Below are 13,294 nucleotides of genomic sequence, written 5' to 3'. Positions count from 1 at the left end.
GAGCCTCCTGGCGAGGCTCCCCACCGGCGTCACCCGGGCCGGCCGGGCTTCCGCTGCGAAACGCTGTTCTCCCGCAACGGCGGCTGCCACACCCGGGGTGCCGGGGACTCGCCGTCGTCGCCCGGCTGGTCGAGCGGGTCGGTCCCGTTCTGCCAGCGAGCCCAGTGAGCCGCGCACATCCTCCGCCAGAGGGCCGGCTCGTCGCACTGGTACCGCCGGCAGGCCGGCACCCGCTCCTGGTGATCGCTCACGTATCGCTCCACTCGCCATCGAACGTTCCGCGTTCAACTACCACAGCGGCGGTGGCGTTGTCGATCCTCACCGGGCCTCGGTGGCCGCGCCGGTGATCGCCGCGGCAAGCCCGATCAGGCGGTCCACGATCACCGCGGTTAACCCTCCGCTAACCGGGAAAGCCCCCGGGACCGCCGGCCCCTGCCGGTGCCACCCCGGACGACGGAGGGAATTCTCGTGTTCCGTCACACGAAGCTGCTGCAGTTCGAAGCCAAGCCCGAAAAGCCGGATGCCGTCTACGCCCACAAGCTCCAGGAGCTCATCGGCGGCGCGTTCGGTGAGATGACCGTGACGATGCAGTACCTGTTCCAGGGCTGGAACTGCCGCATCGAGGGCAAGTACAAAGACCTGATCATGGACACCGCCACCGAAGAAATCGGCCACGTCGAAATGCTCGCCACCATGGTCGCCCGGTTGCTGGAAGGCGCCCCCGCCACGGCCACCGCCGAAGCGGTCAAGGACCCGGTGATGGCCGCGATGATCGGCGGGATGGACGTCCAGCAGGCCATCGTCGCCGGTGGTGGGGCGTTGCCCGCCGACAGCAACGGCTACCCCTGGAACGGCCGGTACATCGTCGCCTCCGGCAACCTGCTCGCCGACTTCCGCGCCAACGCCGCCGCCGAAGCCCAGGGCCGGCTGCAGACCGCGCGGCTGTACAACATGACCGACGACCCCGGCGTCAAGGCCATGCTCAAGTTCAACCTCGCCCGCGACACCGTCCACCAGAAGCAGTGGCTGGCCGCCATCGAAGAACTCAAGGCCGACGGGCTGGAAGGCGACATCGTCCCGGACGCCCTGCTCGACGAAGAGGACCAGACCCACAACCACACCATCTGGCACCTCTCCGACGGTCCCGACGGCGCGAAGGGCGCCAGCTGGACGACCGACGCCGGCATCGAATACCTCATGGACCCCGAACCGCTCGGCGGCCCGGGCACCGCACCGAAGCCCGACCCGGCGCTCTTCGGCACGTACGCGCCCTTGCAGGACGCCAAGGGCACGGCCAAGGGCAAGGCCAAGTCAGTCAAGAACAAGCTGACCTGACCCCGGCGAACCGGCACGGGACCGCGGTGCGCACCGCGGTCCCGCGCCGGGTGGTGCGTCCGGGTGAGGAGGGCGACGTCACGGTGTCCGTGGCCGCCCGGCTGGGTATTCCTGCGGGAGATCACTCGCACCTGTGGAGGCCCAGTGCAGCCTTGGCCCGGTTCCCCCTACCCGCTCGGAGCCGATTACGACGGCGTCGGCACCAACTTCGCGCTCTTCTCCGAGGTCGCCGACCGCGTCGACCTGTGCCTGTTCGCCCCGGACGGAACCGAGACCCGGATCCGGCTGCCGGAGGTCGACGGCTTCGTCCACCACGGCTACCTGACCGGCGTCGGCCCGGGCCAGGAGTACGGCTTCCGGGTCCACGGGCCGCACGACCCCGGCCGCGGACTGCGGTGCAACCCCGCCAAGCTGCTGCTCGACCCGTACGCCAAGGCCGTCACCGGCCGGGTGGACTGGGACGAATCCGTGTTCGGCTACCGCTTCGGCCGGCCCGAAGAGCGCAACGACGACGACTCGGCGGCGCACACCGTCCGCGCGGTCGTCGTCAACCCGTACTTCGACTGGGCCAACGACCGGCCGCCGAACGTGCCGTACAACGAGAGCGTCATCTACGAGGCCCACGTCCGCGGGCTGACGAAGCTCCACCCGGACATCCCGGAGGAGCTGCGGGGGACGTACTCCGGGCTGGCGCACCCGGTGATGATCGAGTACCTCAAGACCCTCGGCGTCACGGCCGTCGAGCTGATGCCGGTCCACCAGTTCCTGCACGACCACGCCCTCACCGAGCGCGGCCTGGCCAACTACTGGGGCTACAACACGATCGCCTTCCTCGCGCCGCACAACGAGTACGCGGCCTCGATCATGCCCGCGACCCCGGGCAGCGAGGTCCACGAGTTCAAGGCGATGGTGCGGACGCTGCACGAGGCCGGCATCGAGGTCATCCTCGACGTCGTCTACAACCACACGGCCGAGGGCAACCACCTCGGGCCGACGCTGTCCATGCGCGGCATCGACAACCAGGCCTACTACCGGCTGGTCGAAAACGACCCGCAGTACTACATGGACTACACCGGCACCGGGAACTCGCTCAACGTGCGCCAGCCGCACACCCTGCAGCTGATCATGGACTCGCTGCGGTACTGGGTGACGGAAATGCACGTCGACGGCTTCCGGTTCGACCTCGCCGCCACCCTCGCCCGCGAGTTCTACGACGTCGACCGGCTCTCGACGTTCTTCGACCTCGTCCAGCAGGACCCGATCGTCAGCCAGGTGAAGCTGATCGCCGAGCCGTGGGACGTCGGCCCCGGTGGCTACCAGGTCGGCAACTTCCCGCCGCTGTGGACCGAGTGGAACGGCGCCTACCGGGACACCGTCCGCGACTTCTGGCGCGGCGAGCCGGCGACGCTGGGCGAGTTCGCCTCCCGGATCACCGGCTCGTCGGACCTCTACCAGAGCGACGGCCGCCGCCCGTTCGCGTCGATCAACTTCGTCACCGCACATGACGGCTTCACCCTGAACGACCTGGTGTCCTACAACGAAAAGCACAACGAGGCCAACGGCGAGGACGGCCGCGACGGCGCCGACGACAACCGGTCGTGGAACTGCGGCGCGGAAGGCCCGACCGAGGACGAGAAGATCCTCGACCTGCGCGCCCGCCAGCGCCGGAACCTGATCGCCACCCTGCTGCTGTCGCAGGGCGTGCCGATGATCCTGCACGGCGACGAACTCGGCCGCACCCAGCAGGGCAACAACAACGCCTACTGCCAGGACAACGAGCTGTCCTGGGTGGACTGGTCACAGCTGGAGCACAACCGGGAGCTGTTCGAGTTCACCTCTGCGGTGGTGGACCTGCGCCACCAGCACCCGGTGTTCCGCCGCCGCCGCTTCTTCGCCGGCCGCCCGATCCGCCGCGGCGACGAGCTGCGCGACATCGCCTGGTTCACCCCGGCGGGCGACGAGATGACCGACCAGGACTGGGAGGCGGGCTTCGGGCGCAGCATCATGGTCTTCCTCAACGGAACGGCGATCCCCGACCTCGACGCCCGCGGAGAGCGCGTGGTCGACGACTCGTTCCTGCTCTGCTTCAACGCCCACGACGACGACATCACGATGACGGTCCCGGACGGCGAGTACGGCGACGAGTGGGCGATCGTGCTCGACTCGGCCACCGGCGAGGTGTTCCACCGGTCCGTGGGCGGCGTCCTGGTCGGCGGCGTGGCGGGCGACCAGCTCGCGACCCCGCGCACCATCCCGGGCCACGGCGAGCTGGTCGTCGGCGGCCGCTCGCTGACCGTGCTGCTGCGCACCAAGGAACACTACGGGTAACCCTCGGCACGCAGAGTAGCCGGATCGCGGCAGGCGATCCGGCTACGGCCGTGTGCGTCGGAAAGAAGTCGCCCCGCCCACGTGTATCCCCGCCCGGACCGGGGTACGCGCGAGAACCAGCGATCTCCGGCGGCGGCAGGTGGGAGTCCGATGACCGACACGGTGACGCGCCCGGCTCCGATCCCCCACCGGCCGGTGTGGCGGGGCGCCAAGGGCGCGACGATCCTCAAGACGATCCGCACCACCGACCACAAGACGATCGGCGTGCTCTACCTGACGACGTCGTTCGGGTTCTTCCTGATCGGCGGCCTGACCGCGCTGCTCATGCGCGGCGAGCTGGCCCGGCCCGGCCTGCAGTTCCTCTCCCCCGAGCAGTACAACCAGCTCTTCACCATGCACGGCACGATCATGCTGCTGCTCTACGCCACGCCGAACCTGTTCGGGTTCGCCAACTTCGTCCTGCCGCTGCAGATCGGCTCGCCGGACGTGGCGTTCCCGCGGCTCAACGCGTTCTCCTACTGGCTGTACCTGTTCGGCGGCACGATCGTCCTCTCCGCCTACGCCACGCCCGGCGGCCCGCCCGACTTCGGCTGGACCGCCTACACACCGCTGTCCGACGCCATCCACTCCCCCGGCGTCGGCGGCGACCTGTGGATCACCGGGCTGATCGTCACCGGTCTCGGCACCATCCTCGGCGCGGTCAACATGATCACGACCGTGGTGTGCCTGCGCTGCCCCGGGATGCTCATGTGGCGCATGCCGATCTTCACCTGGAACATCCTGTTCACCTCGATCCTCATCCTGCTCGCCTTCCCGATCCTCACCGCGGCGCTGTTCGCGCTCCTGGCCGACCGGCACCTCGGCGCGCACGTCTTCGACCCGGAGAACGGCGGCGCGATCCTGTGGCAGCACCTGTTCTGGTTCTTCGGCCACCCCGAGGTCTACGTGGTCGCGTTGCCCTACTTCGGGATCGTCACCGAGATCATCCCGGTGTTCAGCCGGAAACCGCTGTTCGGCTACAAGCTCATGGTGTTCGCGACGATCGGGATCACCGGGCTGTCGGCGGTCGTGTGGGCGCACCACATGTTCGCCACCGGCGCCGTCCTGCTCCCGTTCTTCTCGATCATGACGTTCTTCATCGCGGTGCCGACCGGGATCAAGTTCTTCAACTGGATCGGCACGATGTGGAAGGGGCAGCTGACGTTCGAGTCGCCGATGCTGTGGTCGGCCGGTTTCCTCGTCACCTTCCTGCTCGGCGGCCTGACCGGGGTCATCCTCGCGTCGCCGCCGCTGGACTTCCACATCCACGACAGCTACTTCGTCGTCGCGCACTTCCACTACGTGCTCTTCGGCACCATCGTCTTCGCGACCTTCGCCGGCATCTACTTCTGGTTCCCCAAAATCACCGGCCGGATGCTCGACGAACGCCTCGCGAAATGGCACTTCTGGACGACGTTCATCGGCTTCCACACCACGTTCCTCATCCAGCACTGGCTCGGCGACGCGGGCATGCCGCGCCGCTACGCCGACTACCTCTCGAGCGACGGCTTCACCTGGATGCACATGGTGTCCACCATCGGGGCGTTCCTGCTGGGCCTGTCGGTGCTGCCGTTCATCTGGAACGTCTTCAAGAGCTACCGCTACGGGGAACCGATCGCGGTCGACGACCCGTGGGGCTACGGCAATTCGCTCGAATGGGCGACGACCAGCCCGCCGCCCCGGCACAACTTCCTCGAACTACCCCGCATCCGGTCCGAGCGCCCGGCGTTCGAGCTGCACTACCCGCACATGGTCGAGCGGATGCGCGCGGAAGGTCACGTGACCCGCGGCCACCCCGGCGAGAAGGCGTCGGCGGCGGAAGCGGTGGCCGCTGCCACCCAGCCCGGCGAGCAGGGCGAAAGCGACGACCCCCGCGGCCGCTGACCCTGGGCCGCCGGCCGGCCCTGAGCACCGGAAAGCCGCCGGGCCCGAGGGGATCCGGCGGCTTTCCGGCCCGTCCGTGCTGTAAGTGCTGTCCGGGCTGTCCGGGGCTCAGAGGATCGGCGCGCCACCCGTCACCGCGACGCGGGCTCCGGACACGTAGCTGCCGTCGTCGGAGGCCAGCAGCACGTACACCGGCGCCAGCTCGGCCGGCTGGCCGGCGCGGCCCAGCGGCACCTGCTCACCGAAGGATTTCACCTGCTCCTCCGGCATGGTGGACGGGATCAGCGGCGTCCAGATCGGTCCCGGCGCGACGCTGTTGGCCCGGATGCCCCGCGGCCCCAGCAGCTGCGCCAGCGCCGCGGTCATGTTCGCGATGCCCGCCTTCGTCACGTCGTAGGGCAGCAGCTGCGGGGTCGGGTTGTCGGAGTTGACCGAGGAACTGCCGATGATCGACGCCCCCGGCTTCATGTGCGGCACCGCCGCCTTGGCGAGGTGGAAGAACGCGCTCAGGTTGATGGCGAGGGTGCGGTCCCACTCCTCGTCCGGGATCTCTTCCAGGGTTTCGTGGCTCATCTGGAAGGCGGCGTTGTTCACCAGGACGTCGAGCCGGCCGAACTCCTCCACCGCGCGGGCGACGAGGGCGCGGCAGTGCGCCGGGTCGGCGACGTCGCCGGGCACGACGACGGCCTTGCGCCCGGCTTCTTCCACCCAGCGCCGGGTCTCTTCCGCGTCTTCGTGTTCGTCGAGGTAGGAGATCAGCACGTCGGCACCTTCGCGCGCGTACGCGATCGCGACCGCGCGGCCGATGCCGCTGTCCGCGCCGGTGATGAGCGCCGCCTTGCCGGTCAGCTTGCCGGAGCCGCGGTAGGTGTGTTCGCCGTGGTCGGGCCGCGGCGTCATCGCGGCGGTCGTCCCGGGCGGGGTCTGCTGCTGAGCGGGCTGCTCGGACACGGTGGCTCCTCGGATACGGGGATTGATCTCCCCTTCCGTGTTCCCGGCATCGGGCGAATCATTCTGTCATCTTGATGATGACTTCAGGCTTGTCATCGTTTGGATGACATGCTAGAACGGTAGTGCGTGTTGACACTCACCGTCGAAGCCCAGAAGGAGGACACCGATGTTGATGCGCACCGACCCGTTCCGTGAGCTGGACCGCCTCACCCAGCAGGTCCTCGGCACCGCCGGAACCTGGTCGAAGCCGGCCGCGATGCCGATGGACGCCTACCGCGCCGGCGACGAGTTCGTGGTCTGCTTCGACCTGCCCGGCGTCGCCCCGGACGCCATCGACCTCGACATCGAGCGCAACGTGCTGACGGTCAAGGCCGAGCGCCGCCCGCTCCCCGGCGGGGACGACGTCGAGATGCACGTCTCCGAACGGCCGCTGGGCGTCTTCTCGCGCCAGCTGTTCCTCGGCGAGAGCCTCGACACCGACCGCATCGCGGCCGACTACGAAGCGGGCGTGCTGACGCTGCGCATTCCGGTCGCCGAGAAGGCCAAGCCGCGGCGCATCGAAATCAGCGGCAACCGGTCCGACCGCCGGGAAATCCAGGCCTGACGGGCGCAAGATGAACGACAAGGCGCGCGCCGCGGCGGAGCGGATCTTCGCCGCGGCCGCGGAACTCGGCACCACCCGCCAGGAGGCGATCCTCGTGACCCGGGCGGTCCACGCGGTCAAGAAGGGCCGCCCGACCGAGGTCGCCCTCACCGACACCCCGCAGCACCGGCGGCGCAAGCTGGCCCACGTCGCCGGCTGCGAGCTGTGGGACCCGGCCCTCGACGCGGACGAAGTGCTCGCCGCCGTCACCAGCGCCGGCCGGGCAGTCCCCCGCGCGCGGCAGCCCTCGGCGGCCGCCTGATCCCGGTCCGGCGCTACCGGTCCGCGTCGGTGCGCCGCACGGTCACCGCCGGTCCGTTCCCGGTGCCGGACAACGGCGTCGAGCCGAACCAGTCGAGGCACACCACCATCGCGTCGTCCTCGGCCTGGCTGCCGTGGCGGCGGGTGGAGAGCTCCCGCAGCACCGCGCCCGGCACGTGCGCCGCCGGCAGCTCCGCCGTCGCCGCCACCGCCTCGGCGAGCTCCCGGTCCCCGTAGCGCTCACCGTGCGGGCCGAGGGCGTTGTAGACGCCGTCGCTGACGAAGACGAACCGGTCGCCGTCGGCGGCCTGGAAGCCTTCGAGCGTGTAGATCGTGCCGTCGAACGTGCCGAGCGGGAGCTGTTCGTCGAAGAGGATCCGCTCGGCCTTCCCGTCCCGCAGCCGCCAGAGCCGCGGCGAGCCGGCGTCGACCACGGTCACCGCACCGGTGGCGAGCTCGAACTCCAGCAGCAGCGCGGCCACGTGCTCGGCGCCGCGGTAGTGCGCGTAGAGCGCCTGGTCGGCGAGTTCGGCCTGGGCGTCGAGCGGGATCCCGGCGCGCCGGGCGTTGCGCAGCGCGTTCACCGCGAGGTTCGTCAGCAGCGCCGCTTCGCTGCCTTCCCCCATGCCGTTGATCAGCGTGACCGCGAGCTTCCGGGCGGACGCCGACCAGTCGAAGCAGTCCCCGTAGATGGCGTAGGCGGGCTCCAGCTGGCCGCCGAGCGCGAATTCGGGGCGGGTGCAGGCCCGCCCGGGCAGCAGCTGCCACTGCATTTCCGCGGCCAGCGTCAGCCGCGAAGACCGCCGCGCCTGGATGTAGAGGTCGGTGTCGCGGTCGGCGACGAACAGCTCGTGGGCCACCGCTTCGGCGAACCGCTGGAGCTCGGCCCACACCGGCGGTTCGGGTTCGCCCGGCAGGGTGACGGCCAGGACGCCGAGCCGGTCGCCGCGGACGCTGACCGGCAGGAAGCCGGTGACCTGGTCGCCGTCGCGGGTGAACGTCGCCGTCTGGGTGAGGAAGGCCGCCCCGGGGGTCGTCCCGTCGACCGGAATCGGCTCCGCCGTGTAGGGCTGCTCGCCCACCTGGCAGAGTTCGGTCAGTGCGTAGTCGGCCATCAGCAGCTCGACCGCCAGCGTGCCGAAGTGCTCGCCGAGTCCCGAGCGCAGGGCACCGGGCAGGTCGTGCGGCGGGACGTCACGCAGGAGACGCTCCACCGCCAGGGATCTGTCCAACGCCTGCCTCCTGCTCACGGGTCCGCCCGCGCCGGCGCCGGGTCGGTTCTGTCGAGTCTGCGCCGCTCCGGCGCGCCGGTCCACGGCGAGTCGCGTGAGCTGTGCTGCCGGTTCAGCATAGGGATGCCAGAGTGGACGCCGTGGATCGATCCCGCGAGCAGCCCGGCCCGGACGGGACAGCTGCCGTGTCGGACCTCGCCCGCCTCCTGGAGGCGGTGGTCGAGGGCGAGCGGGACGTGTCGCCGCGTCCGCTGTCGGTGTCGCAGCTGCGCGCGGTCGTCGCGCTGGATCGCCACGACGGGGTCAACCTGCGGCAGCTGGCCGAGCAGCTGGGCTCGACGCCGCCGCTGGTCAGCAGGCTCTGCGACCGGCTGGAGGCGGTCGGGTTCCTCGAACGCCTGCCCAGCGCGCGCAGCCGGCGGGAGCTGACGCTGCGGCTGTCCGACCGCGGGCGCGCCTACCTGCAGGACCTGCGGGCGCGGCGGCGGGACCGCGTTCAGGCGCTGCTGGCGAAGATGAGCCCGGCGGGCCGGAGCGCGCTCGCCGCCGGGCTGCAGGAGTACCGGGCCCTGGCCGACGCGGCCGGGGACCCCCCGGATTTGCATTCCTGATACAACTGTTGTTATATGGCAATAATCAGGTCGGCGTACAGCAGAGCGCGCCCCGAACACCGGAGGAGAAGTCGGTGCTGGGCACGGACGACAGCCAGGTCCGCACGGTCTTGGCGCGCATGCTGGAGGAAGACCGGGCCACGCTGGCCCGCGACTGGGCGGGGCAGGAGCCGCGCGAAGGCGACCGAAGCGGGCAGGAGCTGCGGCGCGAGGCCGTCGAACTGCTGGACGCCCTCCGGGCCGCGCTGGGCGGCACGCTCCCGGTGTCCCGGATCGTCGACCAGGATCACGCGGTGCGGGACGCGCTGACGTCGCTGTCTGAGCGCCGGGCCCGCGCGGGCGCCCAGCCGTCGGCCACCGCCATGGCGATCCTCGCGCTCAAGCGCACGATGCTGAGCTCGATCGAGCGGCACACCGACGATTCCGCCCTGCGTTACCGGGCCGCGCTGCTGGTCAACGAGCTGCTCGACAGCGCGGGCGTGCTGACCTTCGAGGTCTACTCCGCCGGTCGCGAGCGGATCATCCGCGAGCAGCACAGCCAGATGCTCGAGCTGTCCACGCCCGTCGTGCGGCTGTGGCGCCACGTCCTCGCGGTGCCGCTGATCGGCACCCTCGACAGCGCCCGGACCCAGGTCGTGATGAACAGCCTCCTGGAGTCGATCCAGGCCAACGAGGCGCGGGTGGCGATCATCGACATCACCGGCGTCCCGACCGTCGACACCGCGGTCGCGCAGCACCTGCTGCAGACCGTCAGCGCCGTCCGGCTGATGGGCGCGGAGTGCGTGATCAGCGGCATCCGGCCGTCGATCGCGCAGACCATCACCCAGCTGGGCATCGACCTCTCGCACATCGTGACCCGCGGCTCGCTGGCCGACGCGCTGGCGACCGCGATGCAGCTGCTCGGCGACAGCGGCCGCCCGGGGGCGGTGACCGGGTGAACACCGGCGTGCCGATCCTGCGGCTCGGCGACATCCTGCTCGGCGGCCTGCTGAGCGACCTGGACGACAAGACCGCGCTCGCGTTCACCGACGAGCTGACCACGCGGATCGCGAACGAAGGCATCCGCGGCGTCATCATCGACATCTCCCGGCTGGAGATCATCGACTCCTTCGTCGCCCGCGTGCTCATGCAGCTGGCCGGCATCGGGCGGCTGCTCGGCACGCGGATGATCGTGGCGGGGATGCGCCCGGCCGTCGCGCTGACCCTGACCGAGCTCGGGCTCCAGCTCACCGGCGTCCGGACCGCCCTCAACGCGGAACAGGCCATGGAACTGCTGGGCTGGCGCCGTCCCGCCGAAGAAGCGCCCCATGCGTTCTGACGAGCGGACCGTCCCTTCCGGCGAGCACCCCGTCCGCGTCGAAGAAGACCTCCTCGCGGCCCGCCACGCCGTGCGGGCGGCCGCGGTCGCCGCCGGGTTCACGATCGTCGACCAGACGAAGATCGTCACCGCGGCCAGCGAGCTGGTCCGCAACGCCTACATCCACGGCGGGGGCGGCACCATGACCGTCGAGGCCGCGCGGAACCCGGCCGGGCGGCTCGGGATCCGGCTCCGGGTGCGCGACGAAGGGCCCGGGATCGCCGACGTCGACCAGGCGATGACCGACGGCTTCAGCACCGGCGCGGGCCTCGGGCACGGCCTCGGCGGCACCCGGCGGCTCGTCGACGAGTTCGACCTCGACACCGCGCCCGGCCGCGGCACCACCGTCACCGTCGTCCGCTGGAAGACATGACCGCCACCGTCGCCGGCCTGACGCGCCAGATCCGCGTCGACCACCCCAGCGCCGGGTACGCCGCCGCCCGCGTCGCCCGCGAAACCGCGCACGAGGCCGGGTTCGCGGGCGTGCTCGCCGACCGCGCCGCGGTGGTGGCGGCCGAGCTCGCCGGCAACATCGACAAGCACACCGGCGGCGGCTCGGTGTTCGTGCAGCCCTCGCTTTTCGGGGGTCCGGGTGGCGAAGCCCCCGGCCCGGGGCAGTGCCCCGGTTGTCACAGCACGCTCACCGGGCGCGGCGTCGACGTGCTGGCCGCCGACGACGGGCCCGGCATGGCCGACCTCGACCACTGGCTGGTCGACGGCAACACGACCACCGCCACGATGGGCACCGGCCTCGGCGCGGTGAAGCGGATGGCGGCCGAGTTCCGGATCACGTCCTCGCCCGCGACCGGCACCCTCGCCGCCGCCCGCCTGCTCGACCCCGCCGTGCCACCGCCCCGCCGCGCGATCGGGCACTTCCGCCTGCCGCGCGACGGCGAGGAGTACTGCGGGGACGCCATCGCGCTGGCCGACGTCACCGGCAGCCGGACCGCGGTCGTCGCCGACGGGCTCGGCCACGGCCCCGAAGCCGCCGAAGCCGCGGAGGCCGCGCTGCGCGTGTTCACCGAGAACCCGGACCGCCCGCTGTCGCACCAGCTGACGAACATGCACCGGGCGCTGCGCACGACCCGCGGCGCGGCGGTCGCGCTCGTGCGGATCGCGCCGCGGCGGCTCGAGTTCTGCGGCGTCGGCAACGTCAGCGGCGCCAGCCTCGGCGCCGGGCCGTCCCGGCTGCTGCTCAGCACCCCCGGCATCGTCGGGTTCACCCTGCCCTCGGCGCCGGTCCGGCACCTGACGCTGGCCGATGACGACGTCGTGGTCCTGCACACCGACGGCGTCGGCACCGGCTGGCGCGTTCCCGGCCGGGCCCCGGACCTGCTCCTGCTCGCCGCGGACCTCGCCCACCGGCACCGCAACGCCCGCGACGACGCGGCGATGCTCGCCCTCAGCGCGGACCGGTCCGCCTGATGCGCCCCGACCTGGCCCGGATCCGGCGCCGCCTCCGCACGGCCTGCACCGAAGCCGGCGTGCCCGCCGAGGACCGCGGGCGGCTGGTCCTCGCCGTCACGCTGCTCGCCGAGCCCGCCCTCACCGCGGGCGAAACGGTGGACGTGGCGACGGCGGCGTCGGACCGGCGGCTCGCCGTCACCGTGCAGCTCGACCACGCCGTCGGCCAGGGCAGCCGCAACGCCCTGCCGCTGCTGCCCGAGCGCGGCGACGGCCGGACGCTGACCTGGCACCTCACCGGCGGCGAGCCGGCGGCCCCTGCCGACCCCGACGACGACCGGGCGACGCGCGAAGAGATGCTGGCGCTGGTGGCCCGCGCCGACACCCTCGCCCACGAACAGCGGGACCTCAAGCACGAACTCGCGGAGACCAACAGCGGCGTGCTGGCGATGTACGTCGAGCTAGAACAGCGCGACGAGCAGCTCCGCCGGGCGCACGCGGCCATCTTCCGCGAGCTGGAGGACGCGCTGCGCCCGCGGCCGCCGGTGGTGCCGGGCCTCGAGCTGGCCGTCCACTATTCGCCGACCGACCAGGATTCCCCCACCGGCGGCGACCTGTACGACTGGTTCGTCCTCCCCGACGGCCAGGTCCACGTGACCCTGGTCGACGCGGTCGGCCACGGCGTCACCTCGACCCGGCACGCCTTGACGGTGACGCACGCGATCCGCACGCTCGCCTTGGAGGGTCACCCGTTCCGCGACCTGATCGCGCACGCGTCCCACACCCTGGCCGCGATCGAGCCGGGCCTGATGGCCACGGTGCTGCTGGCCCGCGTGGACCCGGCCACCGGCCGCACCCGGTTCGCGAACGGCGGCCACCCGGAGCCGGTGCTGGTCACGGCGGCCGAGCCGGCGCGGCTGCTGCCGGCGCCGCTGCCGGGCCGCGGGGTCGGCTTCCCCGACCCGGGCAGCCGCGAACTGGTCGACGTGGTCCTGGCCGAGGGCGACACGGTGCTGCTCTACACCGACGGCCTGGTGGAGAGCCGCAAGGACGTCGACGAAGGCCAGTCCCGGCTGCTGAAGCTGGCGGAGGCCCACCGGATCCGGCCGGTGGCGGGCCTGCCGCGCGAGCTGGTGACCCGGATGCACGACGTGGTGCTGCACGCCGACGACACGGTCGTCCTCGCGCTGCGCCGGACCGCCGCGTCGTAGGCCGCGGTTAGCCCCACCGGACCCGGGTATGCGCCGAC

14 protein-coding genes are annotated in these 13,294 nt (G+C 71.5%); 11 read left to right on the top strand and 3 right to left on the bottom strand.

Annotation, left to right across the window (positions count from 1 at the left end; genetic code table 11):
• Positions 1-29 precede the first annotated feature (29 nt).
• A complete protein-coding gene (locus tag ISP_RS16085) occupies positions 30-251 on the bottom strand; it encodes a hypothetical protein (RefSeq protein ID WP_230468794.1) in 222 nt (73 codons plus the stop codon).
• Between the two features lie 217 nt (positions 252-468).
• Between ISP_RS16085 and ISP_RS16080 the strand changes: the two genes are divergently transcribed.
• From ISP_RS16080 to ctaD, 3 genes are all read left to right on the top strand, one after another.
• Positions 469-1,335, top strand: coding sequence for a manganese catalase (locus ISP_RS16080; protein ID WP_013224926.1), 867 nt, complete (start codon positions 469-471; stop codon positions 1,333-1,335).
• Between the two features lie 144 nt (positions 1,336-1,479).
• On the top strand, positions 1,480-3,663 hold the full coding sequence (gene glgX, locus ISP_RS16075) for a glycogen debranching protein GlgX (RefSeq protein WP_013224925.1): 2,184 nt from the start codon (positions 1,480-1,482) through the stop codon (positions 3,661-3,663).
• Positions 3,664-3,813: 150 nt separating this feature from the next.
• Positions 3,814-5,586, top strand: a complete 1,773-nt coding sequence (gene ctaD, locus ISP_RS16070) for an aa3-type cytochrome oxidase subunit I (RefSeq protein ID WP_013224924.1) — start codon at positions 3,814-3,816, stop codon at positions 5,584-5,586.
• A 108-nt stretch (positions 5,587-5,694) separates the two neighbouring features.
• Here ctaD and ISP_RS16065 read toward each other — a convergent pair whose 3' ends face one another.
• The gene (locus ISP_RS16065; RefSeq protein WP_013224923.1) at positions 5,695-6,537 is read right to left on the bottom strand and encodes an SDR family oxidoreductase; all 843 of its coding nucleotides are present in this window, start codon (positions 6,535-6,537) and stop codon (positions 5,695-5,697) included.
• Positions 6,538-6,703: 166 nt separating this feature from the next.
• Here ISP_RS16065 and ISP_RS16060 point away from each other — a divergent pair, with 166 nt between their 5' ends.
• Together ISP_RS16060 and ISP_RS16055 are read left to right on the top strand one after the other, a co-directional pair.
• Entirely contained in the window at positions 6,704-7,141 is a 438-nt protein-coding gene (locus ISP_RS16060) for an Hsp20/alpha crystallin family protein (protein ID WP_013224922.1), read from the top strand.
• 10 nt (positions 7,142-7,151) lie between these two features.
• Positions 7,152-7,442, top strand: coding sequence for a hypothetical protein (locus ISP_RS16055; RefSeq protein ID WP_013224921.1), 291 nt, complete (start codon positions 7,152-7,154; stop codon positions 7,440-7,442).
• Positions 7,443-7,455: 13 nt separating this feature from the next.
• On the opposite strand, the gene ISP_RS16050 is transcribed toward ISP_RS16055, so the two are convergent.
• Positions 7,456-8,673: a PP2C family protein-serine/threonine phosphatase gene (locus ISP_RS16050; RefSeq protein ID WP_013224920.1), complete on the bottom strand. Its 1,218-nt coding sequence runs from the start codon at positions 8,671-8,673 to the stop codon at positions 7,456-7,458.
• A 185-nt stretch (positions 8,674-8,858) separates the two neighbouring features.
• Here ISP_RS16050 and ISP_RS16045 point away from each other — a divergent pair, with 185 nt between their 5' ends.
• The 6 genes from ISP_RS16045 to ISP_RS16020 all read left to right on the top strand — a co-directional run bounded on the left by ISP_RS16045 (position 8,859) and on the right by ISP_RS16020 (position 13,256).
• Positions 8,859-9,284: a MarR family transcriptional regulator gene (locus ISP_RS16045; RefSeq protein WP_013224919.1), complete on the top strand. Its 426-nt coding sequence runs from the start codon at positions 8,859-8,861 to the stop codon at positions 9,282-9,284.
• A gap of 74 nt (positions 9,285-9,358) precedes the next feature.
• On the top strand, positions 9,359-10,222 hold the full coding sequence (locus ISP_RS16040) for an STAS domain-containing protein (RefSeq protein WP_013224918.1): 864 nt from the start codon (positions 9,359-9,361) through the stop codon (positions 10,220-10,222).
• Positions 10,219-10,602: an STAS domain-containing protein gene (locus ISP_RS16035; protein ID WP_013224917.1), complete on the top strand. Its 384-nt coding sequence runs from the start codon at positions 10,219-10,221 to the stop codon at positions 10,600-10,602. Before ISP_RS16040 ends, ISP_RS16035 begins: the two co-directional genes overlap by 4 nt.
• The gene (locus ISP_RS16030; protein ID WP_013224916.1) at positions 10,592-11,014 is read left to right on the top strand and encodes an ATP-binding protein; all 423 of its coding nucleotides are present in this window, start codon (positions 10,592-10,594) and stop codon (positions 11,012-11,014) included. Before ISP_RS16035 ends, ISP_RS16030 begins: the two co-directional genes overlap by 11 nt.
• Complete coding sequence (locus ISP_RS16025) at positions 11,011-12,066, top strand: SpoIIE family protein phosphatase (protein WP_013224915.1); 1,056 nt, start codon at positions 11,011-11,013, stop codon at positions 12,064-12,066. Before ISP_RS16030 ends, ISP_RS16025 begins: the two co-directional genes overlap by 4 nt.
• Entirely contained in the window at positions 12,066-13,256 is a 1,191-nt protein-coding gene (locus ISP_RS16020; RefSeq protein WP_013224914.1) for a PP2C family protein-serine/threonine phosphatase, read from the top strand. The genes ISP_RS16025 and ISP_RS16020 overlap by 1 nt, the downstream gene beginning before the upstream one ends.
• Positions 13,257-13,294: the final 38 nt, after the last annotated feature.

It is taken from the genome of Amycolatopsis mediterranei (genome assembly GCF_026017845.1).
GTDB lineage: Bacteria > Actinomycetota > Actinomycetes > Mycobacteriales > Pseudonocardiaceae > Amycolatopsis > Amycolatopsis mediterranei.
Note: the sequence above shows the minus strand (reverse complement) of the source record. Positions and strands in the feature narration are given on the sequence as shown.